Source organism: Chondromyces crocatus (assembly GCF_001189295.1).
Taxonomy (GTDB): Bacteria; Myxococcota_A; Polyangia; order Polyangiales; family Polyangiaceae; genus Chondromyces; species Chondromyces crocatus.
Window position 1 is genome coordinate 4,846,744 of the sequence record NZ_CP012159.1, and the last position, 24,180, is coordinate 4,870,923.

The following is a 24,180-nucleotide window of genomic DNA, read 5'->3' on the forward strand; positions in this document are numbered from 1 at the left end:
AGAAAGACTCAGCTCAGCGACACTCGGAGAAGGCGGCCTCGTACAGCGCCTGCCCCAGCACCTCGTGCCCCTTGGTCCCGAAATGCAGCCCATCCATGAACGGCGGCGTGTACTCGGGGCAGAGCCGCTCCGCCTTACCGCATGACAGCAGCGCGAACGCATCGACCACCTGATCGACCTCGCCTGCCTCCTTGCGCCCCCGGATCCACTCATTGAGCTGCCGCGTCGTCTCTCCACGCGCCTCGGTGTAGTACCGCGTGAAGCCTCCCCAGGGCGCCACCGTCATCGCCACGACCCGCGCGCCGCGTTGCCGCGCCTCCGCGTACATCGTCGAAAGATCGGCCTGGATCTTCGGCACGGTGCGGAATGCCGTCTTGTCACTGTAGAGATCGTTGACCCCTCCGAAGACGATCACGTGCGTCAGCGCTGGCTTGTCACCAACACCGTGGCTTCCCAGCACATCGCGCAAGAAGCGGCGGCGCATCTGGTTCACCATGTCGCCACCTTTCCCGTAGTTGTCGAAGCGGCTCTCGGGACAGCGTTGCCGCAGCGTCTCGAGGAATTTTCCGCCACCCGACCGGGCGTCCGTGAGGGAGTCACCGATGGCCGCCACCGCGCAGACACGTCGCTGGGGCGTCACGGCGTCTTCGCTCGACCCGGGGGCGCTTCGAGACGGTGCTCCTCCCTCCGCCGGGCCCTCTGCGCCACCATCGCCGGAGACATGAGGCGACGAAGACCCGCTGTTGCCCGTGAGGACCGAGCTCGCCCCTCGGGCCGACGGCGCATTTGGACCCGACATCGATGAGGGCGTCGCCGCGTCAGGGGCTCCTCCCGTATCGGCGCGGTTGGCTGTGCAGCCCAAGGCGAGGGCGGCGGGCGCGAGCGGCCAGAGGAAGGACCAACCCCCCCCTGGCTCCTGGCACGCCCTCTTCTGACCGGCGTGACGCCTGCTGTCGCGCATCGTTCCTCAGCAGCCGCTGTCCAGTGCCGGGACGACCAGCCTCTCCCACTGCTCGTAGTGCGCGCCGCTGCTCCGCAGCATGCCGTTCTCGAACACGATCTCGAAGCGACCATCCCCGTCGACATCTGCCGCTGAGACGGCCGGCAATGCCTCCCCGAAGGCCTCGCTCACCCGCGTCAGCTTGCCGCCCTTGCTCTCCCAGACGGCGCTCAGCGCACCGCCGAACGTCCCGCATCCAGTCCCCGCGGACAGCGTCGCCGTGATCAGCGTGACCCCTGAAGGCAGCTCCATCACGAGCACCTCCTGCTTGCTGCCCTGAGCTTCCTCCCAGCGCGCTGGATCGCCAGCAGCCTTGAGGCCCTCGTATTCCTTTTGAAGCTCCGCGTACGCGGGCAGCTTCCGGAGGTCTTGCAGGACCTTGTCGCGCGTCGTGTTGTCGGCCGGCTTCGCCTCCACCACCACCGTTTCGGCCTTCGGCGCCTCCTCGCCAGCCTTCGCCTTGTCCCCGGCGCTCTTTGCCTTGTCTCCGGCAGCCTTTGCCTTGTCTCCGGCAGCCTTTGCATCCGTGGCTGCTGCCTCCTTGCCGGCCTCTGCCTCACCGCCCTTGGGTGCCTCGGGCAAGGGCCGCCCCCAGAGCGCCTCGTCGCACTTGCCCTGACTCGCGAAGAGCAGCCCCGTGAGCACGCGCCCTCCCGCCTCGCCGCGGGTCGCCGACAGATCCCAGGCATCCTTGGCGACATCCACATCGCCCAGCGCCTCCCCGGAAGCCTCGTCCTTGCCGTCCCAGCGGGTCACGAAGCTCGCGTTGGGCTTCACCTGCCCCAGGAGACCGAAGCTCGTCACGGTCGCCTCGCACACCTTGCCCGCCTTTCCGAACAGCTCGAACCGCTTCCCCCGCACCGACGCGAGCTCCGGCGGCAGCTTGGAGGCGTCGACCGTGCGGCCCGCCTGCACCACATCGCCTCGCGTCGCGAGCCAGGGCGTCTCGTCGCCCCACTCGTCCTTCGGGTTCGTGTCGAGGACCAGCATCGGCTTCGGCGTGCGAATGGCGAGCGTGACCTGGCCAGCGGCTCCTGGCGTGCCAGCCTCTTTCCCCTTGTCGGCGCGGAGCAGCTCCTCGCGTGCGATGAGCAACTTCCCCTCGGAGCGCACCAGCACCAGCCGCTTCTGCCCCTCGTCACTGGTGGGCCCTTGCGCCCCTTGCTGGGTGAACGTCACGACCGCCCCTGCGAGCGACGGGATCACGCTCACGTCGCTGACCTTCACCTCGGCCTTCTTCTGGATCGCCTCCTCGCGCAGCTTCAGCCAGCGCGCGCGATCGAGGTGCCAGACGCGGCTTCCGGAGCGACGCACCCCCTCGAACTTCGGCGCATACAGCGCGGCGTATGCCTCGGGCTTGCCCTCGTTCTGAGCAGCAGCCCACTGATCGACCAGCGCACGTGCCTCGTCACCCGTCTTGGCAGCTGGTGCCGGATGCGGGTTCACGACCTCCGTGGGCGCCGCCTGGGCAGACGTGGTGGGCGCTGGGCTCGCCGTCGGCCGTGACGAATCCGAGCAGGCCGGGAGTGCGAGGGCGAGCGAGCAAACGAGCCAACCGGCAGTTCTGGGCGTCTTCATGGCGGGGCGCGAGCTTACAGCGAGCTGCCGAGCGGAGGGCCAAGCTTCTGACCTGCCCCCAGCCGAAGACCGCATCCCGGGGGCTCAGTAGCAGCAGGCCACGCGCCGCGGTGTCCCGCAGGTCGTGGTCGTGGAGAGCGCGCCGTTCACCAGCACCCGCGTTCCGTAGATGTTCGGGTTGGTTGCGCCGAATGTGTAGTTCTCGCAGGAATCGTAAGTGTTCCGGCCGTAGCTCGGCCCACCTTGCAGCGTGCCCCCGTTGCTCTGCGTGACGCTCGCGTCGAGCCAGGCCTCCTCGGGCGGCACCGGGGTCGACGACTGGGTCCGCAGGTACTCTGCCGCATGGCACAGGTGCGAGCCTGGGAACGCCGCGCTGCAGATCCCGTGTACCGCCGGCCTACCGCCCATGTCGCCGGGATATGCCTGCGCCGTGAAGCCCGCGAACACCGGCTTCGAGGGCCCGTTACAGCACGCCAGCGCCCGCGGCGTGCCGCATGTCGTCGTCGTCGTGAGCGACCCGTTCTGCGCCACGAGCGTCCCGTAGATGTTAGGATTGGTCGCGCCGAATGTGTAATTCTCGCAGGAATCGTAAGTGTTCCGGCCGAAGCCGATCGCGCCTTGCAGCGTGGCGCTACCGGTCACGGTGACGCTTCCGTCGAGCCAGGCGCCAGCCGCTGGCACCAGCGTGGACGAGTGGGTCCGCAGGTATTCGGCCGCGTGGCACAGGTGAGCCCCGGAGAACTCGGCGCCGCACGCCGCGTGTGCTGCGGGGCGACCACCGAGGTTGCCGGTGAACGTCGCCACCGTGAACCCGGCGAACGACGCCACGTCCTCTGCCAGCGCCCCGCTCCCCATCGGCCCCGCGGGCCCCGCAGGCCCCGCAGGCCCTTGCGCTCCTGCCGGTCCCATCGCGCCCTGCGGGCCTGCAGGTCCCATCGCGCCCTGCGGGCCTGCCGGTCCCATCGCACCCGTGACGCCAGCGGTACCAGATGCTCCTGTTGCCCCAGCCGGTCCAGCCGGCCCTTGCGTGCCCGTGGGTCCAGCCGGCCCCTGCGCGCCCGCGGGACCCGCCGGCCCTTGCGGACCCATGGGCCCTGTCGGTCCCATCGGCCCTTGGGCCCCGGCTCCTCCCGCGCCGCTGCCACCTTCACCTTGTCCACCTTGTCCCGTCGGCCCCTCGGGCCCCTGTGGACCTTCGGGCCCCTGTGGACCTTCGGGCCCCTGTGGACCTTCAGGCCCTGTCGGCCCAGGAGGACCCTGCACGTTGCCGGAGCCTTCCTCGCCGGTACATCCCGAGAGAACCGACGGGGCACCGAGCCCCAGGGCGAGGATGACAATCGACAGAGATGATGATGCAGACTTCGAGACCATGGACGCTCCACCGGCAGGGAATCAGGCTTCCTGGTCGGCGCTTTAAGCTCCTGTCCGGATGGCCGCAAGCATCGATTCCACCGTCATGGTGGCAGTGTCAGCGAGTCCACGCAGCGTTTCGGCGATCAATGCGCGACGAGCGAATGCATGCCTCGTCGCAATGCCTCTTCCTCCGACAGCCGATGGCCCCGTGTTTCTTTCGTGGGCTGGCTGCAATGGCGGCCCTGGGTCTGACGTCCTCGTCTACGGCGTGATCTCGATCGTCACACCGCTCGTCCCGGCCCGATCGCCATCGCCAGCGGTCAGCGTGATCTGGTGCATGCCTGCCGACAGCAGCGTCTCGATCCGATCGCCATCTCCGAGTGGCCCATCGATCGACGATTGCCACGAGAGCTGTGCCAGCTCGGGGCGCCCCTCTTCCAGCCATAGCCCCTGCCCGCGCAGCGCGATCGGGGTCCCTGCCGGGGCGGTGATGGGCGCGCTCGGCTCGAGGATCATCGTCCTGCAGGGCTTGACGGCGACGGCGAATGGACTGCTGCGCGCCAGCCGGGTGTTCACCCCATCTGTGGCCATCACCGCCAGCCGGCAGCGCTCGCCTCCCGGGAGTTGATCGAAGTCGATCTCCTGGTGGTCTGCCGACGTGCGCAGGCTGATCGGACTCCAGGTGACCCCATTGGTGTGGCTGTACCGCAGAAAGTAATCGAGCTTCAGTCCCAGCGGGTGCTCGCCTCGCCACGTGACGTGTGCCTTGCCCCGCACCCGCTCTGTGGGATGCCACGTGAGCTCCACCTCTGGGCCTGCGGCGGGCACGGCGACTTCCTCGATCGTCCTGCCCCCGTACTCGAACCTGATCACCCGTGTGGCTGACGGAAAGGGGATCGCTCCGCGCACCATCCGCGTACGCCCGCCGCCGCAGGTGCGCACCGACAGGGGATGGGTCAGGAGCAGCTCGCCGCTCATTCCGTAGAGTTTTGCGGCGAGCTTGCTCTCTGGCTCCTCCTGCGCTCCATCGCTCTCCTCGCTGAGGTACCCCAGCCGCAGCTCGAGCTGATCATGAGCGGACAGGATCCCGGTAACGCGCCAGAACCGCGTCGCCACAGCGATCGCCGACTCATTCATCGTGGCCCCCATGCATCCGCCTTCCCCAAACGGCCAATCGGTCGCAGGGGGTATATCCCACGGCACGACCCCAGGCCACGAATCCTCATGCTTGCGAGGGGAGCGCGAATGCCATAGCCCGTCACGTCGCAGCCATTCGCGGCAATCGTCATTTCGTGCTGGCACGTCCAGGCCGTTGGTCAGCACGACGGAATCATGCGATCCACACGCGATGATACGTAGCCTCGGAGCCAGGCGTTCGCGCAGCGACGAGCCCGTAGGCTCCTCTCGCAGTCAGCGTCCTTGCTTCAAGCGCTCCACGGCCGCCTTCAGCTCTGCGAGCTGCTGGTGCAGCGCGGCTGCGGCGTCGCCGACCCGTGAGAGCTGCTCTCCTGCAGCTTCTGCCGTCGCGCCGAGCTCTTCGATCTGCTGGCGCAGCGCGGCTGCTGCTGCTTTACGGGCTTCCTGGGCGGACGCTGCCTGCGCTCTGGCCGCAGGTTTCTCGACTTCCGGTGCGGATCTGGGCGCGGAGCGTGGTGACTCCGGCACGCTCGATGTCGCCGTTGCCGCCTGGGGCGCCATGACGATCACCGTATTGATCACGGTCTGATGAATCACGGTATTCACGGGACCCGCTGCTGCGAAAGGGTCCTCGACGATCTCGGCCACGGCCGTGGTCTCGATGGCCTCGGCGACGCTCGGTGCCCTCACGATGTCGACCGTCTCTTCTCTGGCCTCCGTGGCGGGCTCGCTGTCGGTCTTTGCGCGCGGATCCATTCCTCTTCCTTTGGCCCTGACCGGCGCGACCGCCGCGGCCTCGCGCAGCATGGCCTGCCCGCAGCGCGATGGGAAACAATCTCCGTTCCCGTCGCCCGCACGGAGCACCTGGGACCTGGCCCGCTGGCCATGTGCCTGGGTTCTCATCATTTCCTCTCGAGAACGTGCTGCACGGTAAGCACGGTAAGGCGGCTCTCGTCCCATGAGCCTCCTCCCGCGTCGTGCTTGCGACGCTTGCGGTGACGGTACCGGACCCTGTCGTACTCTGTCGGCTCCCCTCCTCCATCCAGGGCGAGATCGTCACACCGATCGCGCGGTGGTGTTCTCGACGCCCCCTCGACGGGGGCAGGTCGGAGCGCCGTGAGACTCACGACGAAACCTCATTCCATGGAGCGACGATGAATCGGTCGGAGGATTGCTTGCGTCGGGACTGAGCTGAAGACGCGCGATCCCGTGGGGCCCCTCTGCGCCGCGGAGGGTGAAGTCGAATCCGGGCCTGTCGACAGCTCTCCTCTTCCATCTCCGGAGTTCTGCAGGACGGAGGAGCTTTGGTGCTGGTGATCCTGTGTCGTTGTGGCGCGCCTTCCTCCAGCGCTGCGTCGCGTGCGACGTGTGTTGACGCCTCCGCCATCGCGACCGGCTGACGAAGGGCAACCCGGCATGACTCGAACCCATGGGTGTCCACCGGGCCAAGCGTCGAATCCATCACCGCCCCGTCTGGTGTGACGGCCTGCCGATCGTGGTTGGTCTTCTCTTCGGTACATACCGGCGCGACTTGCGCGAGCTTGGCGCAAGCCGGGCAAGAAGGGTGAGGCGCCCCTCGAGTGCAGCTCGCAAAGCTGCTCGATTCGGCGCAAGTGGAAGACGCTGCACTGGCACGCCGTGTGTAACGAGGCATTGGACGGAGAGACACTTCTCCGGCAGTGCAGATCGCGATGGCGCGAGAGGTGCTCGCAGAGCGCCTCGTTCGTCGACGCGACGTGCACACGAACGATCCGACCTTGCGCTGGGCCGACCTCGCGCGTGCGAGGGAGTCCAAGTGTGTCCTCCATCCTGCGTGAATGCTCGTTTGCCGACGAGACCTGAAGAAAGGTAGCCAGTCATGAAGAAGATGATCTCGATGCTTGCCCTCATGCTCACCGCGTCGTTCGCCGTGGGGTGCGCTGTCGAGGCGGGGGAAGAAACGGACCTGCAGGACGTCGATGCGGAAGAGACGGCGGTGGCCGAGGACGCCGTCGCCACGGAGGCGCGTGGCGGTGAGGCCGAGCGCGCTGTGTGCCCTCCCGTGGGCACGTGCCAGAGAGCGAGTCAGCTGTGCATCCAGCCCCCGTCGTCCTGGTGCACCATTCTCAACACCTGCATCGACCTGAACTGCGACATGTGATGTATCGCTGACCTGCATGCCAGTCGCCTCGTCGGGAGCAATTCCCGGCGAGGCATTGCTCGTCCACGGTCGCCAGCGTCCTGGTGTTCCCGTATCGGTCGCGGGAAGGCAGGTGCTCGTGAAGCGTGGGTTCCGCGAAGGCATCGTGGAGCACCGTCGGCTCCACGATGCGCTGCATCCTTTGCGGGGAACCCTGGTCCTTTACTTCCCGCTCTGCACGGCGAGCCCGCGCCGCAACCCGCCCACCGCGAACTCGAAGGCGTCCCGTGCGACGTCGACGACCCCCGACATGCTGAAGAACCCGTGCACCAGGGTCTCGTAGCAGCGGTGCTCTACGGCCACACCAGCCGCCTTCAGCGCCGCCGCGTACGCATCCCCCTCGTCCCGCAGCGAGTCGAAGCCGGCGGTCAGGATCATCGCCGGAGGCAGCCCCTCATGGTCGCTCGCGAGCAAGGGGGAGGCGCGCGGTTCCCGCTGGTCTTCGTCACTGCGGAGGTAGTGCGCAAGGAAGAAGTTGATGCTCTCCTCGGTGAGCAGCAGACCCTCGCGGAAATACCGATGGGAGGGATGCGACCGGGTCATGTCGGTGGCCGGGTACACGAGGAGCTGGAACACCGGCTTGTGCGCGTCACCGCGCGTCTCGCGGGAGATGACGGCGGCCAGGTTGCCCCCGGCGCTGTCACCCGCCACCGCGATGCGCGCGGGGTCCCCACCGAGCGCCGTCGCGTTCTCGGCCACCCACCGGAATGCAGCGAGCGCGTCATCCACGGCGCTGGGGAAGTGGTGCTCCGGTGCGAGACGGTACTCGATGGAGACGACGATGGCCTGGACCTTGGCCGCGAGGGCCTGGCACTCGCCGTCGTGGGAATCGAGCGAGCCGAGCACGAAGCCGCCCCCGTGGAAGAACGCGATCATCGGCGAGAGGCCCTTGCCCAGCGGCTCCGGGATATAGATGCGCGCGGCGATCGTTCCTCCGGCCACGGGGATCCGGCGCTCGTACTGCAGCGGCGCCGGAACGATCCGAGGCGCCAGGATCTTGGTCGAGTGATCCATGCGGGCGCGAGCGCGGGGCAGGTTGCTGTCCTCCAGCGTGACGCCGAGCCGTTCGTTGAGGCGCAGGAGCGCCTGCGTCTGCAGATCGAGGAGATACCCTTCCGGAGAGCGGCGCTCTGGTCCTGCGAAGGCGCGGAGCACGCGAGGCGGAGCGTGGAGAATGGCGTGCGCGGTACGCCGCATCAGCTCGAGGCGAAGATCCTTCAAGAGTCCAGGTGCCATGTGCGTCTCGCTTGGATGCGTGCCGATCCGCGGCTCGCTCGTACCGATCCGCGCGCTTGGGGGAGCTACCTCCCACACGAGCGGGTCTGCGCGCGAGGAGACGCGGAGCCGACCAAAGGGGGTGACTCTACAGCGTTCGGGGCGCGAGGGCGGATCGGAAAACGGCGCGAGGGGATCCAGGTCGCGGCGCCAGGGAGGGAGGTGCGCTGGCGCCTGGACCCACGCTTCAGGCTCGGACGCCGGCGATGCGGCAGCCGAGCTCGGACAGGATCCCGACGGCGGCGCCGTACATCCCTGCGTCCTCGGAGCTGGCGTTGCCCTGGAGGCTCCGCTTGTAGACCCCCTGGGCGATGGCCGCGAGGCGGAAGATGCCGAACGCCATGAAGTAAGGCCAGTCGTCGATGCCGTCACGGCCGGTGAGGCGACAGTACGTCTGCACGAACTCGTCCTCGGAAGGGATCCCGGCGGCGGCGAGGTCGACGCCCACCAGGCTGCCACGCCCGGGCAGGTTCAGGTGGTAACCCATACAGACGTAGGCGAGATCGCTGATCGGGTGACCGAGCGTGGACAGCTCCCAGTCGATGAGGGCCAGCGCCTGCGGCGCGTCGGGCGCGAAGATGACGTTGTCGATCCGGCAGTCCCCATGGATGATCGTGGTCTCGTCGCGGGCCGGCACGTTCGCGCCGAGCCAGGCCATCAGCGCGTCCATCGAGCGCACCTCGCCGGTCCGTGACGCCTCGTACTGCTTCGACCAGCGCTGGACTTGCCGGGCGATGAAGCCGCCGACCTTGCCGTAGTCGCCGAGGCCCACCGCGGCGGGATCCACCTGGTGGAGGGCCGCGAGCGCGCGGATGAAGTCCCCGTAGATGGCGCGCCGCTCCTCGGGACCGGAGGCCTCGGGCAGGCCCGGATCCCAGAAGATCCGGCCGGGCACATAGCGCATGACGAAGAACGGGGTGCCGACGACGGCCCCATCCTCACAGAGCGCGAGGGCAGGGGGGACGGGCACGTCGGTGTCCGCGAGGGCCCGCAGGATGCGGTACTCGCGCTCCACCGCGTGGGCCGAAGGGAGCAGGTCCCCCGGTGGCTTCTTGCGGAGGACCAGCTCCAGCGCATGCGGGGCGCTCCCCTCGCGGGACGCGACGCCGAGCCAGTACGTCGGGTTGGACTGGCCACCCTTGAACTGGCGCACGGTGACGGTGGCGTCCTCGCACCCTTCCACGTGGGTGGCGAGCCATCGCGTCAGGGCGGCCTCGTCGAGGCGGTGGGCATCGCGGGGGGGACGGGTGCTGCTCGGCGGGACGAGAGACATGGACACCTCAGCGCGGCGCGATCGGCTCGAAGATCGAGGCGTCCAGCTTGCGCTGGAGAAGCTGGCTCAGCAGCATGAGCAGCGCCCGATCGGCGTCGGGGTCGATCTGCCCGAGCTGCTCCTGCAGCGCTTGCTGCGCGATCTCGCCGATGCTCATGACGTCGAGCTTCCAGCCCCCTTCCTCCCGGTACGCCTTGAACCCCATCGCCGACGGCAGCTCCTCGCCGCCTGCCCGAGCACCGATGCGCGCCTCATTGCCCTGGATCTCGATGGTCGATGGCTGGATGGACTGCACGTTGTCGCCCACCCAGCCGTTGTCGACGGCGACGGCGAAGAGCTCCTTGCCCGTCCAGCCCTGCAGCTCCTCCTTGGGGATGCGCGCCCGCAGGAGCAGGATCATCAACCGGTCCATCACGGGCTGAGCGCGCAGCTCGGACGCCGACATGTGCAGGGCCCCCGTGCGCATCGCGTCGAAGTACCCCAGCGTCTTCGTGCTGACGACGCCCACGGCCTCCTTCCCCTTCCGCGTCACGATGGCGTCGCGGTAGCGCAGGAAGATGTCGCGCACGGCGGCCTGGTCCGCGTCCCCGATGGCCTCGGTGGTCGACGTCGTGGTGGTGGTGTCGCCTGACTTGCCGCAGGCGGTGACGAGCGAAGAGGCCACGAGGAGGGCCAGGAGCAGCGGGCTACGACGCATGCGTCCAGATACCAGCGCCCTCTTGGGAGGTCGAGAAACCTGGGCAACCCGACACCTGCGCCCCTGATTCGGGGTACGCAGGACTAGCGCGGCACCAGAGGCTCGAAGATGGACTCGTCGACCTCGCGCTCGACCAGCTGCGTCAGGAGGAACAGAATCGCGCGGGTGCGCCCGTCGAACGCAGGAGTTCCTCTTTGGGGGAACGCGCGCGGAGGGACAGGATGAACATCAGATCCATCAATGGACGGGCGCGTACCTCGGCGGCCGGCATGCGCAGCGCGGCGAGGCGCATCGCGTCGTAATGAGCGATCGTCTTCGTGGTGACGAGCGCGACGGCCTCATCACCCTTCCTGGCGATGAGCGCTTCACGGTAACGAAGAAAGGCTTCGCGTACGGCTGTCTCTTCGGCCGTGGTGCTGCCCTTCGCGACTGGACTGGCAGCACTCCCCGAAGGGGAGCTGGCGGCGCTCCCCGAAGGCGCACCGGAGGAGGGGGCATCGTTCGGTGTGTTGCAGCCGAGAACGAATAAGGCCGAGACCAGGACCGGGAGCACAAGGCCAGGAACGCTCATGGTTTCTGATACCAAGGCGGTTCTGGCCCGTCGAGCGCTCCGGACATAGCGGCCGTCGACGCCTCGGGTTGCCGTCCGTCACGCTGCCGCCTGTCGCGCTGCAAGCCCTCGCGCCGCGGGCCCTCGCGCCGCGCCGCCCTTTCAGCCAGCGGGCGCGTCTCTTGCCAGGCTCGTGGCCGTGGACGTCCGGATCGATCAGCTCATGCGCACGGGTGCCGCTGCCCCCGGCATCATCACCCTGGGCGGAGGCCTGCCTGCCCCCGAGCTGTTCCCGCGGCGCGCGCTCATGGCGTCGTTCCAGCGCGTCATGATGGACCCCAGCGGGGCCGCGCTGCAGTACGGCTGGCCGGAAGGCAGTGAAGGCCTGCGCGGCTGGATCGCCGAGCGCCTCCGACGGCGGGGCGCTGACGTGAGCGCCAGCGACGTGATCATCACCAGCGGCGCGCAACAAGCCCTCGCCGTGGCCTCTCAGGTGCTCTTCCAGCGCGGCGATCGCGTCGGCTGCGAGCCCGAGAGCTACCCTGGCGCCCTCGATCTCTTCGGCACCCGAGGCGTCCTTCCCGTGGTGGGCCATGACGACGTGCGCGCTCTCTACGTGATGCCCGCCGTCTCGAACCCTCACGGCCGCGCCATGACCACCACCGATCGCCGACGCTGGCTCGACCACGCGCACGCCGCGCAGCTCCCTCTCCTCGAGGACGACGCCTACGCGGAACTGCGCTTCGACGGCCCGCCCCACAGGCCCCTCCTGGCCGACGCCCGTCACCTCGTCTGGCACATCGGCACCCTCTCCAAGACCCTCTGCCCTGGCCTCCGCGTGGGCTGGCTCGTCGCGCCCCCGGTGATGTACCGCCGCGCCCTGGAGGCCAAGCAAGCGCTCGACCTTCAAGCCAACAGCTTGGCCCTCGCCCTCCTGGAGGATTTCCTCGGCCGCCACGACTACGACGCGCTCGTCGCGCGTGCACGCCGCTTTTACCACCGACGTGCGCTCCATCTCGCAGCCACCCTGTCGCGGCGCTTGCCCTCGTTCCGCTTCACGGCTCCCGAAGGCGGCTTCACCCTCTGGGCCGAGACGGACTGCGACGGCGACGATCGGGATCTCCTGGAGTTCGCGCTCCAGCACGGTGTCAGCTTCGACCCGGGCCGCTCCTTCCGCGTCGATCTCCGCTCCTCCCGGATCGCGCTGCGCCTCTCGTTCGCGACGGAGAGCTCCGCGCGTCAGGACGAAGGCGTGGCCCGCCTGGCCAGGGCCTGGGACATGTGGCGCGGCAGAACGCCGCGTGTCCAGAACGACGACGCCGCGGCCCGAACTCCCGTCGTTGCGTAGGCACGCCCCGTCCTCGCGATGCCGCGGGCGGAGCTTCCGCGATGCGTCCCTCACGGGCGCGGACGGGACAGCACGAGCGCGCGCTTGCTCCTCCCCGTCCGATGCGCAATACGCCGCTCATGCGCATCGTCTGCATCGGGGGCGGTCCGGCCGGCTTGTACTTCGCGCTGCTCATGAAGAAGGCCCGACCCGACAGCTCCGTCACGGTCCTGGAGCGCAACCGCGCCGACGACACCTTCGGCTTCGGCGTCGTCTTCTCCGACGCCACCCTCGAGAACCTCGCCCAGGCCGACCTCCCGACCTACCAGGCGATCACCCGCCGCTTCTCTCACTGGAACGACATCGACATCCAGTACCGCGGCCAGCTCCTCCGCTCGACGGGCCACGGCTTCTCCGGCCTCTCGCGGCAAGCGCTGCTCGACATCCTCCAGGAGCGCGCCCGGAACCTCGGCGTCGAGCTGAACTTCGAGCAAGAGATCCGGCCCGACGCCACCTTGCCCGGCGTCGACCTCCTCGTCATCGCCGACGGCGTGAACAGCGCCCTCAGGACCCGCTTCGCCGCGTGGTTCCAGCCCGAGATCGACGAGCGCCCCAACCGCTTCGTCTGGCTCGGCACCACCTTCCCCTTCGACGCCTTCACCTTCTGGTTCAAAGAGACCCGCGACGGCCTCTTCATGGTGCACGCCTACCGCTACGAAGAGGAGCGCTCCACCTTCATCGTCGAGTGCTCGGCCGACACCTTCGCCCGTGCCGGCCTCGACCCTGCCGACGAAGACGCGACCCTCGTCTACTGCGAGCGCCTCTTTGCCGAAGAGCTCAAGGGCCACCGCCTCCTCAAGAACCGCTCCGTCTGGCGCCAGTTTCCCACCGTGAAGAATGCCCGCTGGCACCACGAACGCATGGTGCTCCTCGGCGACGCCGCCCACACCGCCCACTTCTCCATCGGCTCCGGCACCAAGCTCGCCATGGAAGACGCCATCGCCCTGGTCGACGCCCTCGGCGAGAAGAAGACCGTCCCCGAGGCCCTCGAAGCGTACGAGACCGAGCGGCGCAAGGTCGTCCAGAGCACCCAGCGCGCCGCCCAGGTGAGCCTCTCCTGGTTCGAGAGCGCCGAGCGCTACCTGGGCATGGAGCCGCTCCCCTTCGCCTTCGGCCTCCTCTCCCGCAGCCTCCGCGTCACCCACGAGAACCTCCAGCTGCGCGACCCTGCCTTCGTCGCTCAGGTCGACGCCCGCTTCGCCGGCATGGCCGAGAAGCAGAGCGGCCAGCCCCTTGCCCGCGGCCTCCGCGGCGACGCCCCCCCGCCCATGTTCACCCCCTTCCGCCTGCGCGACGTCGTCTTCCCGAACCGCGTGGTCGTCTCCCCGATGTGCATGTACTCCGCCACCGAAGGCACCATCGACGACTGGCACCTCGTCCACCTCGGCAGCCGCGCCATGGGCGGTGCCGGCCTCGTCATGACCGAGATGACCGACGTCAGCGCCGAGGCCCGCATCACCCCCGGGTGTGCCGGCATGTACACCGAGGAGCACGCCCGCGCCTTCGCCCGCGTCGTCGACTTCGTCCACCACCACACCCCGGCGAAGATCGGCATCCAGCTCGGCCACGCCGGCCGCAAGGGCGCCACGCGCCTCATGTGGGAAGGCATGGACCAGCCCCTCGCGGACGGCGGATGGTCCCTGCTCTCGGCCTCACCGCTCCCGTACTTCCCGCACAGCCAGGTACCGCGCGAGATGGATCGGGGGGCGATGGACCGCGTGATCGCCGACTTCGAACGCGCTGCTTCCCTCTCCGTGCAGGCCGGATTCGACCTCCTGGAGGTCCACCTCGCGCATGGCTACCTCCTCGCCAGCTTCATCTCCCCCCTCACCAACCACCGCACCGACGACTATGGCGGCACCATCGAGCAGCGCATGCGCTTCCCTCTGGAGGTCTTCGACGCCGTGCGCGCCATCTGGCCTGCAAGCCGCCCCATGTCGGCCCGCATCTCCGCGGCCGACTGGGCCCCAGGCGGCCTCCCTCCCGAGGACGCCGTGGCCGTCGCGCGCCTGCTCAAACAGCATGGCTGCGACATCATCGACGTCTCCACCGGCCAGACCGTCGCCGAAGCCCGCCCCGAGTTCGGGCGCCTGTTCCAGGTCCCCTTCAGCGATCGCGTCCGGCACGAGGTCGGCCTGCCGACCATGGCCGTGGGCGCGATCAGCTCCTGGGCCGACGTGAACAGCGTCCTCGCCGCCGAGCGCGCGGACCTCTGTTGCCTCGGCCGCGCCCACCTCTACGACCCCTACTGGACCCGCCACGCCGCCCGCGACCAGGGCTTCGACCTCCCGTGGCCCAGCCAGTACGCCGTCGCGAGGGACTTCTCCCCGCGCTGAGGCACGGCGCCGCCTCGCTCGACCCACCCCGCTCGACCCACCCCGCGGGAGAGGTGACCCACCGCGTCCCGTCATGGGCGAGCATCACTCAGGGTGGCAACTTCGCATGTTCCAGGAATCGCAGGGATTGCAGGGGAGGGGACTTGCGACGCCCGGCCCCTGGTTCAATGTCTCTTCCAGGAGGCAACGAGCATGAAGGGAGCGAGCTCCGCGATCCTGGCCATCGTCCTGTCGTCGCCGATGGCGTTGGCGCAGCAGGCCGCGAGCCCGCCCGACACCAAGGTGACCCCGGCGATCTCCGCTCCTGACAAGACCCCCGCCCCGGTCGACCCTGCCGCCGAGCGGTCGCGGGTCGCGAACGAGCGCTGGTGGGCCGAGCTCGTGGTCACGACGGCGCGGGCAGCCTCCTCCGAGACCCGAACGAGCGCGGGGGTCAGCAAGGGCGTCGGCTCGAGCCCCTTCGCTCCATCGCGCAGCACCCCCTCGCCCATCCAGGATTCACCCATCCAGGAAGGCAACGACAGCTGGAAGAGCGTGGCCCCCCCGAGCAACCTCCAGGGCTCCGTCCCGTCTCCCGTCGCGCCGCGCAGCCCTGCCTCCGAGCCCCCTCGCTTCGGCGTCCCCAGCTTCTCGTTTCCCTTCGGCCCTCGCTGACGTTCACGGGCCAGCACGTCCCCCTCGCTCACCGCGGCCGACGATGGACCTCACCAGCGTGACGCGCGTGACCCCCGTCCCGCTCTCCTGCCGTTCTCAGTTCGGGCACCCGAGCGCCTTCACCCGCGCCGCCGTCGCCTTGCTGGTGACTGCCCCTGACGCCACCGGCCAGCGGCTCAGCACCACCCGGTACGCCGCGCAGGCGCCCGTCGTGTCCCCCTGGGCCTCGAGCGAAAGCCCCAGGTGATGGTGCGCCACCGTGTGCGTCACCGGGAACCTGAGCGCCACGCAGGCGCGCGTGAACTCGACCAGCGACGCTCGCGCCTCGGCCGAGCGCCCCGCGAGCTGGTTCACCCGGCCGAGCGCCTCTTCTTGGTCCGGCTCCCGGTAGAGCGGCAGCGGCTGGAACCGCGGCAGCGCGGCCAGCGCCTCCTCGGCCTCGGCCTGCGTGCTCGCCGGGAATGCATACCCCCTGAGCCACGCTTGCCCCCGCTGCTGCGGTGGCAGCTTCAGCTCCCAGGCGCGCAGCCACGCCTCGCGCCGCGCCACGTACTGGCTGCGCGTCAAGAGCTCCCCCTCCAGCTCCGCGTGCAGCAACGTCATCGTCGGATCCCGCGTGACCTGAGAGGACGAACCCAGCCGGGCCTCGAGCACGCCCCGGTGCTCCGCGGCATCCCGCGCCGCCTGGTGCGCGTCTCCGAGCTGCAAGGACAGCGCGATCTCCAGCAACCGCGTCCCGCTCAGGAGCGTCGCCTCCTGCGCCCCCTGGTGGTGCTTCTGGTGCAGCTCCCGGACCAGGCTCCGCGCCCCCCGCAGATCGCCACCGAGCACCATCAGGTTCGCCTCGTAGAGCGTGTGCTGAACCTCGGTGGCCTGGCCGGTCGCGTGCGCACGGAGCTGCTCCAGCACTGCATGCACCGCGGCCGGCGGCCTCCCGATCGCGTAGGTCGCCTCGGCCAGCGAGAGGTAACGCGACTCGATGCCTGCGTGCTGCGCGAGGCTCGTCCGCAGATCCTGCTCGTAGTCGCTGCAGCGCCCCGCGCGCGCGTGCATGCGGGCCCGATCGCGCAGACAGTCGGTCGCTGCCGGCGACACCCTCACGCACTCCTCGATCGCGTCGTATGCCTCGCCGGCCCGCCCCAGCGCCTCCAGCGCCTTCCCCTTCGCCTGCCAGCAGTCGGCGTACGCGGGATCCCGCTCCACGCAGCGGCTCGCCAGCGCGAGACTCGCCGCGGGATCATTGCGCCGCACGTGCAGCGCCTGGAGGCTCAGGAACTCCATGTCGTCCGGATACCGCCGTGACGCCTGTTGCAGCCGCCGCACCCCCTCGTCCACATCGGCCGGATCCCGCAAGAGGAGCGGCTCGTACACTTCCATGAGCGCCTGATCCCGCGGCCCGAGCGCAGCCCGCAGCGAGATCGCCCGCTGGAAATGAGCGCGCCCTGGATCCTGCGTCCTCAGGTTCTGGTGCGTCTGGGCCAGCCGCAGGTGCGCCGCCGCGAAGAACGGATCCAGCTCCACCGCGCGGAGGAACGCCTGCTGCGCCACGTACCACTGTGCGTCACGGAACGCCTGCAGCCCCTCCCGGTATGCCGTCAGCGCTTGCGGGCTCGTCGTCTGCGGAGCGGGCAGGGACGTGATCGGCGTGACCACGTCGCTCGACGACGACGACGTCGAGGGCGCCATCTCTGGAGGCTCCAGGTTCGTCGACACCGCCCACCCCAGCCCCAGCGCCGTCGCCACCCCCAGCGCGACCCCGGCGAACCCCGCGAGCTGCCACCGAGGCCGCCGCCGTGACTGCGTCGGCGTCGTCGTAGGCGCGTTGATCGTCGCCAGATCGCGCCGCAGGTTCAGCTCCAGGAGCGGTGGTTCCGGCCGGATCATCACCGCGCTCAGCCGCCGGCTGGACGGCGCGTTCATCTCGCCCGTGATGAACGGCTCCAGCAGCTCCACCACGTCATCCATCGACGCGAAGCGGTCCTCTCGCCGCTTCGACATCGCCCGCGCGACCACGGCTGCGATCGACTCCGGCACCCCTTCGAGTGGCGCCGGCTGATCTCCGAGCACCGCCGCGATCACTGCCAGCACATCCCGCCCGTGCCCGAACGGCAGCCGCCCCGAGAGCAGCTCGTACGCCATCACCCCCCACGAGAACTGATCCGCGCGGCCATCGGCCTCCTCTGCGCGTATCTGCTCTGGCGCCATGTACGCCGGCGTCCCGATCAGCTTCCCGGGGCTGGTGATCGTCGCCGCCGTCGCGTCCGACCCATCCCCCATCGGCGCCTCCAGGCTCGTGCGCACCCTGCGCGCGATCCCGAAGTCGAGCACCTTGATCACCCCATCGCTCCGGAGCATCACGTTCTCCGGCTTCACATCGCGGTGCACCACCCCCACCCGGTGCGCTGCGGCCAGTGCGCACGCCACGTCGAGCAGCCACCGGATCCGCGTGCTCTGCGGCACCTGCGTCCCCACGTAGCGCCGCAACGGCGGCCCATCTACCAGCTCCATCGCCAGGAACGGCGTCCCCTCGTGCTCCCCCACGTCGTACAGCGAGACCGCGTTCGGGTGATTGAGCGCCGCCGCGGCCTGCGCCTCGCGCATCATGCGGGCCGCGGCCTCGTCCCAGGTCGTCGGATCCGCGTCGGGTGCACGGCGCAGCACCTTGAGCGCCACGCGACGGTGAAGCCGCGTGTCGAGCGCGCGGTACACCTCACCCATACCTCCCTCACCGAGGCTCTCCTCGATGGAATACCGGTCGAAAGTGTCGCCCGGTTTGAGTCGCATCGAGATCCATCATTGCACAGGTCGACCACGCCATGGCAACGCCGCCGCATCGTCTGACGACACGACGACGACGCGGAGCGCCACCCCACCCGCCGTCATGCCGCTTCGCACCACCCTGGACGCGCCCGGCCTGTCGCGTGTCACTGGATCGGCGGATGCTGCTGCGCGCCAACTGCTCCTTTGCGCCGCGCGCGCCATCTTTTCCTGCATCCGGGCAAGTCACGCATCCCGTGTGCCCTCCCCACGCGCTCGGCCGACGCATTCAGCGTGCCCGCCCACGCGCTCGGCCGACGCGTCCAGACGAGTCTCGCATCCCGCGTCGTCCAGGCGACGCATCCCGTGTGCCTGCCCCACGCGCTCGGCCGACACGTCCAGACGAGTCTCGCACCCCGGGTGCCCAGGCGAGTCATGCACCCGAAGCGTCCGGCACCGGCGCTCGGCCGACGCGCCCGAAGGCGACGCTCAGGGAGCCGCGCTGGGCGTGTCGTCGCTCACGAGGAGCAGCGCCGTGTTGTGGAGCACGTCCTCCGAACTCAGCGCCTCCGTGTACATCGCCGCGTAATGCAGACGACCCTCGAACGACCGCACGCCGACCTCCCGGTTCCCCAGCACGTAGTGCGGGTCCGTCCCGAGCTGGATCGCCTGGGCCTGCGACGGCAGCACCCCACCGACCCGCGCTTGCGGGGCGCCATTGACGTAGAGCTTCACCCTCGCCTCCGGATCGGGCGGCTCCGTGTCGAGCACGAGGTGCACCACCGCCCGACCGAGCGACGACAAGGGCACCTCCCACTCGCCTCCGAGGACGTTGCTCTGCCAGCGGAACTGGAGACGCGACGTCGTGTTGGCGCCGAGCGAGAACCGACCTGACTCCTGATCGAACCCGATGTGGCTGATCCGCGAGTTCAGCGGCGCCACCGCGTGAATGTCGAGCACCACCTCGATGGTCCCCGTCGTGCTCCCCTCGAGCCGCGTGAGCTTCGTCCCGCTCACCGCGGCGGACGCGCGGCCGTCCAGCTCGATGCTGTCCCACTGCAGGCCCCGGTTCGCTCCGCTCTCCGTCACGAACTGCAGCCCGGGGGAGGGCGTGATCCTGAGCGGAAGCGGCGTCGGCGCCGAATCGTTCAGCTCCCCCACGATGCCGCTCGTCGCCTCGTCGATGAAGTAGCGGACCAGCAGTCCCCGGTCCACGAGCCCCCCTTGCCCGAGGGACCCTCCGCCTTCTCCACCACTCCCTGGCCCAGCGCCCGTCCCTCCTGCGCCCCCAGCGCCCCCGCCCCCCATGCCGCCCGTCCCTGGAGCGCCTCCCGTCCCACCGGGACTGCCTCCACCTCCACCCGATCCAGCTGCGCCATTGCCCCCGCACGCCCCGACCGCTCCAGCGAGCGTCAGCGCCAGCGTCATCCAGCCCAGCGTCGACACCCCGACCCGAGGAGAAGAGCCCCGGCGCGCCCATCGGTTCGAAGAGAGCAAGGTGGTTTTCACTGGGCAATCTTCACGAGGCAAATGTCTTCCTGCTGTCCAGTCGCGTTGCTCTGGAGCGGCCCCCGCCCGAAATCCACGACCCCCATGCAGTCCCCCGTCATCAGCACGTTCCCGCTCCCATCGATCGCCACGCTGCGCGGATCCTGATCCAGCTCATCGCCGAAGCGACGGGTGTACCGGTGCTCGCCATCCGGCGTGAGCTGCACCAGCACCATGTCCTCCATCCCCGCGCTGAGCACCGGACCGCTCCCGTAATCCACCGTCCCCCGCTGCCCCACCGCGAGCACCACGTTCCGCGCCTGGTCGGTCGTCACCGCGTTCCCGACCTGATCGTCCGGCCCCACGAACGCTTGCCCCCACAGCGGCTGCCCCCCGCTGCCGAGCTTCGCCACGAACGCATCCCACGCCCCTGCGCCCATCCTCGTCTGCCCGGCGAGCGCGATCTCCGACGTGAACCGCCCCGTGACCAGCACGGCCCCTGCTGCGTCCAGCGCGAGCCCCAGCGCCTCTTGCTGTCCGTTCCCCCCGATCGGCGTGCTCCAGACGTGGTTGCCCATCGCGTCGTACCGCGTCACGAACACATCGCTCTCCCCCTCGGTCTCCAGCACCGTCCCGGCGAAGTCGATGGTGTCCCCGAAGCTCCCGGCCAGCACCACGTCTCCATTCGCCGCGAACGCCACTCCCGTCGCCTCGTCGCGCGCGCTCCCGCCGACCGCGTGCCCCCACTGCGGCGCCCCGTGCTCGTCCACCCGCAGCAAGAACGCATCCTCTTGCCCGTTGCTCGTGCGCACCTGGCCTGCGAGCGTCACCGTTCCGGCGAACCGCCCCACCATCGCCGCCCCGTCATCGGTCGCGGCGATTGCGATCCCGGCCTGGTCCGCCGCGTTTCCGTGCCGCGTCCCCCATTCCACGTTCCCTGACGGGTCGAGCTTCAAGATGAACGCGTCCGTCCCCCCGTTGCTGATCAGCGTCGAGCTTCCCAGGTTCATCGTCCCCTCGAACCACCCGGTGACGTACACCTCGCCCGAGGGCGACAGCGCCACCGCGCTCGCCGACTGATCCTGATCGTTCCCGAACCGCCGCGCCCACTGGTAGTTCCCCGACGCATCGAACTTCGCCACGAACACGTCCCGCAGCCCCGAGCTCGTCAGCGGCCCGCCCCCGAAGTCCGTCGGGCTGATGATGTCGCCCACCACCACCACCGACCCATCCGAGTCCACTGCCACGCCCCACGAATGCTCGTGCTCGCCCCCCCCGAACCGCCGGTTCCACAGCGCGCAGTGATCGTTCGCCACCCCGTCGCAGTCATCGTCGACCGCCGTCGCGCACTCCTCCACGTGGGGTCGCACCTCCCCCAGACAGACCCCATCCGGCGCCACGTCGCAGTACAGCACCCCCGCGCGACACGCCCCGACCCCCTCGGTCCCTTCCGGCCCCCCGTAGCACGCCCCCTGCTCGTTCACCTGCCCATCGCAGTCCTCGTCGGCCGGCGCGCACGTCTCCTGCGCGGGCAGCACCTCCCCCGCGCACGGCCCGAAGCGCCCGTCGTCCTGACAGACCTGCGTCCCACCCTGGCAGATCCCCACCTCCTGCGTCCCCGGAGGCCCCCCGTAGCAAGCCCGCTCCTCCCCGGGCGCGCAGGCTTCCACCGGCCCCTCACCACCCGCTCCCCCGGCCGCGCCAGCGCCCGTCCCGCTCGTCACGCGCGGATCGTACGCCTCCCAGTCGTGGCTACACGCCCCCAGGACCCACGCAACCGCGAACCCAAGCACCCCGAAAGGCAGCAGCGCGCGACGAGCCGAACGATCACGAAAAGCCATGAAGAACCGCCCGCAGCCTACCATGGGCCGCGCACCCCCCGAGACCCTCGATCACGCGCGACCCGCGCGAGATCCTCGTCGGCCCGCCCCCCCGAGACCGCCGGCCTGCGCTCGCTTCCGTCTCGCTTCCGTGAGGATCCGCCGGGTCAGTAAGGATCCGCCGGGATCAGCGCCTCGTTCTCTGCCTCCAGCGGTTGCCCTGCCACCGACGTGGTCCCGGCCGGCAGCTCCACCGTGTCCCCGGCCACCAGCTTGTGCACCGTGAGCCCGCTCATGGCGAACGGCTGCCCCGCCTCGCACGACGTCGGCGGCGCGCTCGTCTTCACCACGTACGTCGCCCCCTCACCGAACACCGTTCCCACCCCGGAAGGATCGACCCCCAGCGCCGTGTACTCATCGATCCCCACCCCCAGCGGCGCGCTCGACCACCCATCCTGGATCAACCGCCCCAGGAACGTCACCAGCCGCCCCATCCGGTCCCGCGCCTGCAAGTGCGAGTCCGTGATCACCCCCGCGAGCGGGGCGAGCGACACGAAGTCCCGCTCCAGCGTCATGAACTCGTTGTACGGATCCCGCAGCGCCTCGTCCGAGTAGACCGTGTCGTTGTACGCCGCGAAGCTGAACTGCCCGAGCACCGCGCACCCCGCGCTCGTCCCCCCGAGCGCCGCGCCCCGCTCCCAGGCGTACATCAGCGCCTCCTGCACCCCCGTGCCCATCCAGTTCTTCAGGTACGTCGACTGATCCCCACCGGCCAGGAACACCGCCTCCGCGTGCCGGATCCGGTGCACCACATACGGATCGTCCGCGAGCTGCCGGCTGTCGACCAGCATCGTCTCCACCGAGTCACAGCCCCCGATGTCCGAGTACAGAAAGTCGTTGTAACCATCCGCGCCGGTCGTCCGCAGCACCACCACGTCACCGCGATTGGCGAAGGGCATCCACCACTGGAGCGAGTCGATCGCCTCCGCCCCTCCACCCATCAGGAGCAGCGCACGCCCTATCGGCTCGACCTTCGCGTCCTCAGGATTGCCCGTGATGTAGTTGACCAGCCCTGCCGGCTTCGGCGGCGTCTCTTCCACATCGTCACCACCCGCGCCGCCAGTGCCTCCAGCACCGCCCGTCGCGCCGCTCCCCCCCTCACCGACCGACGCACCACTCCCGCCAGTCCCTCCTCCCCCGTCGGAAGAGCACCCCACCGCAACGACGGAGAAAGCCAGCGAGAGCAGGGCGCCCAGCGAAAGCAGCGAGCGCGGCGAACGAGGCGAGACGGTGGAGCGCATCCCGCGAGACTCCGACGCAGCGCGGAGGGCGTCAAGGTGAGGACCACCGCGCGTCGGCCTGAAAGCGCTGGGAACCAGGCTCCGCGTTCAAGGCCGACCGGGCGGCGTCGCGAACTGCCCCGGGAAGGGGTTCGCCTGTTGCCGTCGCCGGATCTCTTCTGGCGTCCACGGCGTCGTCCCCCGCTCGTGGAAGAGCGCCACGCCGATCACGCCCACGTTCCGCGAGTCCCCGTGCTTCTGGCTCGCGTACGAGTTCCGCACCGACCCGAAGCGGAAGGCCGCCACCGCGTCCATGCTCTGACGGAACCCCTCGATCTCCAGCTCACCCTGCGGCGGCAGGATGTATCCCCGCTTGGTGAACGACGCCGCCTGACCATCGAGCACATCGAGCCCGTCGACCGACAGCACGCACTCGAAGCGCAGGTCCGTCTGGTTGCGCAGCACGATCGTGTACCGGATCCCGTGTTCCCCGACGACGAAGCGATCCTGCTCCGTCACGAACCCGTTCAGGAACCGACCGTTCTCCGCGCGCAGCCCCATCTCCACCGCGCCCCCGGCGATGGTGAACGGCCGCGACGTCGTCCGCTTGAACCCGGCGAGCCCCGCCATCGCCTGCGCACCTTGCTCGTCGTTGTAGTGCAGGCTGTCCATCGCGAACGGGTTCGACGCATCCGCCCGGATGAACGGCGCCGTCGTGATCTGAGACGTCCGCGTCTCGCCCCACTCCGTCCCCAGCCCGGGCCGCGACTTCTGCGCCTCCGCCTCTCTCCTGCGCTCCGCGACCTTCGCGTCCGCAGGATCCTGCGTCGGCGATCGCGGCGTCGTCGCCCCCTTCGGCGAAGCATCCAGCTTCTTCGGCGCGCGGCTGCCTCCGGTCGCCGACGCGACCCGCCCCTCGGCGCTCGCTCCGGCGGCCGCGGGCGGCGGCGGGGGCGTGGCCTGCACGGGGCTCGCCTGGCCTTGACCCCCATCGCTCGACGACCCGACCCCCCCCAGCGCCTGGGGCGCCGGTGCCTCCGGCGCGCTCTCGGGCCCGGGCGCCGGCCGCTCCGCCAGCACCGGCCCCGGTTGCGCGGCGGCCGGAGCATCCGCCGGCGTGGACGACGGCGCCCGCGACCCCGCGCACCCCAGCGCCGCCGTAGAAATCGCCGCCATCACCAGAAGACCGATCCGCCGCATCCTGCTCATCACACCCTCCACATCCCCGTCTGACGACCGAAGAACGACGGAGGTCTCCGCACCTTACAGAGGGACCTCACATGCCGGTCCACGGTGCGGGACGGAGGGAAGAGCCGACCCCTCGCTGGAGCCGGGGCTCGACCACCCTTTCCGCCCTCCCCTGGAGGTGACCACACCCGCCGCGCCTCGTCCACGAGCGCAGCGTCACGCCCCGCG

General features: G+C 69.8%; 18 protein-coding genes. 4 read left to right on the top strand and 14 right to left on the bottom strand.

The window, feature by feature from the left end:
• Nucleotides 1-13: 13 nt before the first annotated feature.
• From CMC5_RS17945 to CMC5_RS17965, 5 genes are all read right to left on the bottom strand, one after another.
• The gene (locus CMC5_RS17945) at nucleotides 14-640 is read right to left on the bottom strand and encodes a GDSL-type esterase/lipase family protein (protein ID WP_050431574.1); all 627 of its coding nucleotides are present in this window, start codon (nucleotides 638-640) and stop codon (nucleotides 14-16) included.
• A gap of 327 nt (nucleotides 641-967) precedes the next feature.
• Entirely contained in the window at nucleotides 968-2,578 is a 1,611-nt protein-coding gene (locus tag CMC5_RS17950; protein ID WP_169796576.1) for a nuclear transport factor 2 family protein, read from the bottom strand.
• A gap of 84 nt (nucleotides 2,579-2,662) precedes the next feature.
• A complete protein-coding gene (locus CMC5_RS44670; RefSeq protein ID WP_218920283.1) occupies nucleotides 2,663-3,514 on the bottom strand; it encodes a hypothetical protein in 852 nt (283 codons plus the stop codon).
• 678 nt (nucleotides 3,515-4,192) lie between these two features.
• Complete coding sequence (locus CMC5_RS17960) at nucleotides 4,193-5,068, bottom strand: hypothetical protein (protein ID WP_156338688.1); 876 nt, start codon at nucleotides 5,066-5,068, stop codon at nucleotides 4,193-4,195.
• A 273-nt stretch (nucleotides 5,069-5,341) separates the two neighbouring features.
• Nucleotides 5,342-5,824, bottom strand: coding sequence for a hypothetical protein (locus tag CMC5_RS17965; RefSeq protein WP_050431578.1), 483 nt, complete (start codon nucleotides 5,822-5,824; stop codon nucleotides 5,342-5,344).
• 1,102 nt (nucleotides 5,825-6,926) lie between these two features.
• Between CMC5_RS17965 and CMC5_RS17970 the strand changes: the two genes are divergently transcribed.
• Complete coding sequence (locus CMC5_RS17970; protein WP_050431579.1) at nucleotides 6,927-7,208, top strand: hypothetical protein; 282 nt, start codon at nucleotides 6,927-6,929, stop codon at nucleotides 7,206-7,208.
• 201 nt (nucleotides 7,209-7,409) lie between these two features.
• On the opposite strand, the gene CMC5_RS17975 is transcribed toward CMC5_RS17970, so the two are convergent.
• The 4 genes from CMC5_RS17975 to CMC5_RS17990 form a co-directional block, all read right to left on the bottom strand.
• On the bottom strand, nucleotides 7,410-8,483 hold the full coding sequence (locus CMC5_RS17975; RefSeq protein ID WP_050431580.1) for an alpha/beta hydrolase: 1,074 nt from the start codon (nucleotides 8,481-8,483) through the stop codon (nucleotides 7,410-7,412).
• Nucleotides 8,484-8,709: 226 nt separating this feature from the next.
• Nucleotides 8,710-9,795, bottom strand: a complete 1,086-nt coding sequence (locus tag CMC5_RS17980; protein ID WP_050435966.1) for a phosphotransferase family protein — start codon at nucleotides 9,793-9,795, stop codon at nucleotides 8,710-8,712.
• 7 nt (nucleotides 9,796-9,802) lie between these two features.
• The gene (locus CMC5_RS17985; RefSeq protein WP_050431581.1) at nucleotides 9,803-10,492 is read right to left on the bottom strand and encodes a hypothetical protein; all 690 of its coding nucleotides are present in this window, start codon (nucleotides 10,490-10,492) and stop codon (nucleotides 9,803-9,805) included.
• A gap of 142 nt (nucleotides 10,493-10,634) precedes the next feature.
• Nucleotides 10,635-11,063 carry a hypothetical protein gene (locus CMC5_RS17990; RefSeq protein WP_050431582.1) on the bottom strand — a complete coding sequence of 143 codons (429 nt, stop codon included), beginning with the start codon at nucleotides 11,061-11,063 and terminating at the stop codon, nucleotides 10,635-10,637.
• Nucleotides 11,064-11,241: 178 nt separating this feature from the next.
• On the opposite strand from CMC5_RS17990, the gene CMC5_RS17995 reads away from it, so the two are divergent.
• From CMC5_RS17995 to CMC5_RS18005, 3 genes are all read left to right on the top strand, one after another.
• Complete coding sequence (locus tag CMC5_RS17995) at nucleotides 11,242-12,390, top strand: aminotransferase-like domain-containing protein (protein ID WP_156338689.1); 1,149 nt, start codon at nucleotides 11,242-11,244, stop codon at nucleotides 12,388-12,390.
• 119 nt (nucleotides 12,391-12,509) lie between these two features.
• Nucleotides 12,510-14,765 (top strand): bifunctional salicylyl-CoA 5-hydroxylase/oxidoreductase, encoded by a 2,256-nt coding sequence (locus CMC5_RS18000; protein ID WP_245678498.1) that lies wholly within the window; start codon nucleotides 12,510-12,512, stop codon nucleotides 14,763-14,765.
• Nucleotides 14,766-14,957: 192 nt separating this feature from the next.
• Nucleotides 14,958-15,419, top strand: a complete 462-nt coding sequence (locus CMC5_RS18005) for a hypothetical protein (protein ID WP_050431584.1) — start codon at nucleotides 14,958-14,960, stop codon at nucleotides 15,417-15,419.
• Nucleotides 15,420-15,515: 96 nt separating this feature from the next.
• On the opposite strand, the gene CMC5_RS18010 is transcribed toward CMC5_RS18005, so the two are convergent.
• The 5 genes from CMC5_RS18010 to CMC5_RS18030 all read right to left on the bottom strand — a co-directional run bounded on the left by CMC5_RS18010 (nucleotide 15,516) and on the right by CMC5_RS18030 (nucleotide 23,973).
• Nucleotides 15,516-18,203, bottom strand: a complete 2,688-nt coding sequence (locus tag CMC5_RS18010) for a serine/threonine-protein kinase (RefSeq protein WP_050431585.1) — start codon at nucleotides 18,201-18,203, stop codon at nucleotides 15,516-15,518.
• 462 nt (nucleotides 18,204-18,665) lie between these two features.
• Nucleotides 18,666-19,685 (bottom strand): LamG-like jellyroll fold domain-containing protein, encoded by a 1,020-nt coding sequence (locus CMC5_RS18015; RefSeq protein ID WP_156338690.1) that lies wholly within the window; start codon nucleotides 19,683-19,685, stop codon nucleotides 18,666-18,668.
• Nucleotides 19,682-21,388 carry a hypothetical protein gene (locus tag CMC5_RS18020; RefSeq protein ID WP_156338691.1) on the bottom strand — a complete coding sequence of 569 codons (1,707 nt, stop codon included), beginning with the start codon at nucleotides 21,386-21,388 and terminating at the stop codon, nucleotides 19,682-19,684. The genes CMC5_RS18015 and CMC5_RS18020 overlap by 4 nt, the downstream gene beginning before the upstream one ends.
• A gap of 263 nt (nucleotides 21,389-21,651) precedes the next feature.
• Entirely contained in the window at nucleotides 21,652-22,785 is a 1,134-nt protein-coding gene (locus CMC5_RS18025; RefSeq protein ID WP_050431588.1) for a cyanophycinase, read from the bottom strand.
• A gap of 87 nt (nucleotides 22,786-22,872) precedes the next feature.
• Complete coding sequence (locus tag CMC5_RS18030) at nucleotides 22,873-23,973, bottom strand: hypothetical protein (RefSeq protein WP_245678499.1); 1,101 nt, start codon at nucleotides 23,971-23,973, stop codon at nucleotides 22,873-22,875.
• Nucleotides 23,974-24,180 lie beyond the last annotated feature (207 nt).

Excerpts from the sequence above, each read along its gene's own strand:
- CMC5_RS17950 (WP_169796576.1), bottom strand. The coding sequence starts at position 2,578 with ATGAAGACGCCCAGAACTGCCGGTTGGCTCGTTTGCTCGCTCGCCCTC.
- CMC5_RS44670 (WP_218920283.1), bottom strand. The coding sequence starts at position 3,514 with ATGGGACCTGCAGGCCCGCAGGGCGCGATGGGACCGGCAGGAGCGCAA.
- CMC5_RS17960 (WP_156338688.1), bottom strand. The coding sequence starts at position 5,068 with ATGAATGAGTCGGCGATCGCTGTGGCGACGCGGTTCTGGCGCGTTACC.
- CMC5_RS17965 (WP_050431578.1), bottom strand. The coding sequence starts at position 5,824 with ATGGATCCGCGCGCAAAGACCGACAGCGAGCCCGCCACGGAGGCCAGA.
- CMC5_RS17970 (WP_050431579.1), top strand. The coding sequence starts at position 6,927 with ATGAAGAAGATGATCTCGATGCTTGCCCTCATGCTCACCGCGTCGTTC.
- CMC5_RS17975 (WP_050431580.1), bottom strand. The coding sequence starts at position 8,483 with ATGGCACCTGGACTCTTGAAGGATCTTCGCCTCGAGCTGATGCGGCGT.
- CMC5_RS17980 (WP_050435966.1), bottom strand. The coding sequence starts at position 9,795 with ATGTCTCTCGTCCCGCCGAGCAGCACCCGTCCCCCCCGCGATGCCCAC.
- CMC5_RS17985 (WP_050431581.1), bottom strand. The coding sequence starts at position 10,492 with ATGCGTCGTAGCCCGCTGCTCCTGGCCCTCCTCGTGGCCTCTTCGCTC.
- CMC5_RS17990 (WP_050431582.1), bottom strand. The coding sequence starts at position 11,063 with ATGAGCGTTCCTGGCCTTGTGCTCCCGGTCCTGGTCTCGGCCTTATTC.
- CMC5_RS18000 (WP_245678498.1), top strand. The coding sequence starts at position 12,510 with ATGCGCATCGTCTGCATCGGGGGCGGTCCGGCCGGCTTGTACTTCGCG.
- CMC5_RS18005 (WP_050431584.1), top strand. The coding sequence starts at position 14,958 with ATGAAGGGAGCGAGCTCCGCGATCCTGGCCATCGTCCTGTCGTCGCCG.
- CMC5_RS18010 (WP_050431585.1), bottom strand. The coding sequence starts at position 18,203 with ATGCGACTCAAACCGGGCGACACTTTCGACCGGTATTCCATCGAGGAG.
- CMC5_RS18025 (WP_050431588.1), bottom strand. The coding sequence starts at position 22,785 with ATGCGCTCCACCGTCTCGCCTCGTTCGCCGCGCTCGCTGCTTTCGCTG.
- CMC5_RS18030 (WP_245678499.1), bottom strand. The coding sequence starts at position 23,973 with ATGAGCAGGATGCGGCGGATCGGTCTTCTGGTGATGGCGGCGATTTCT.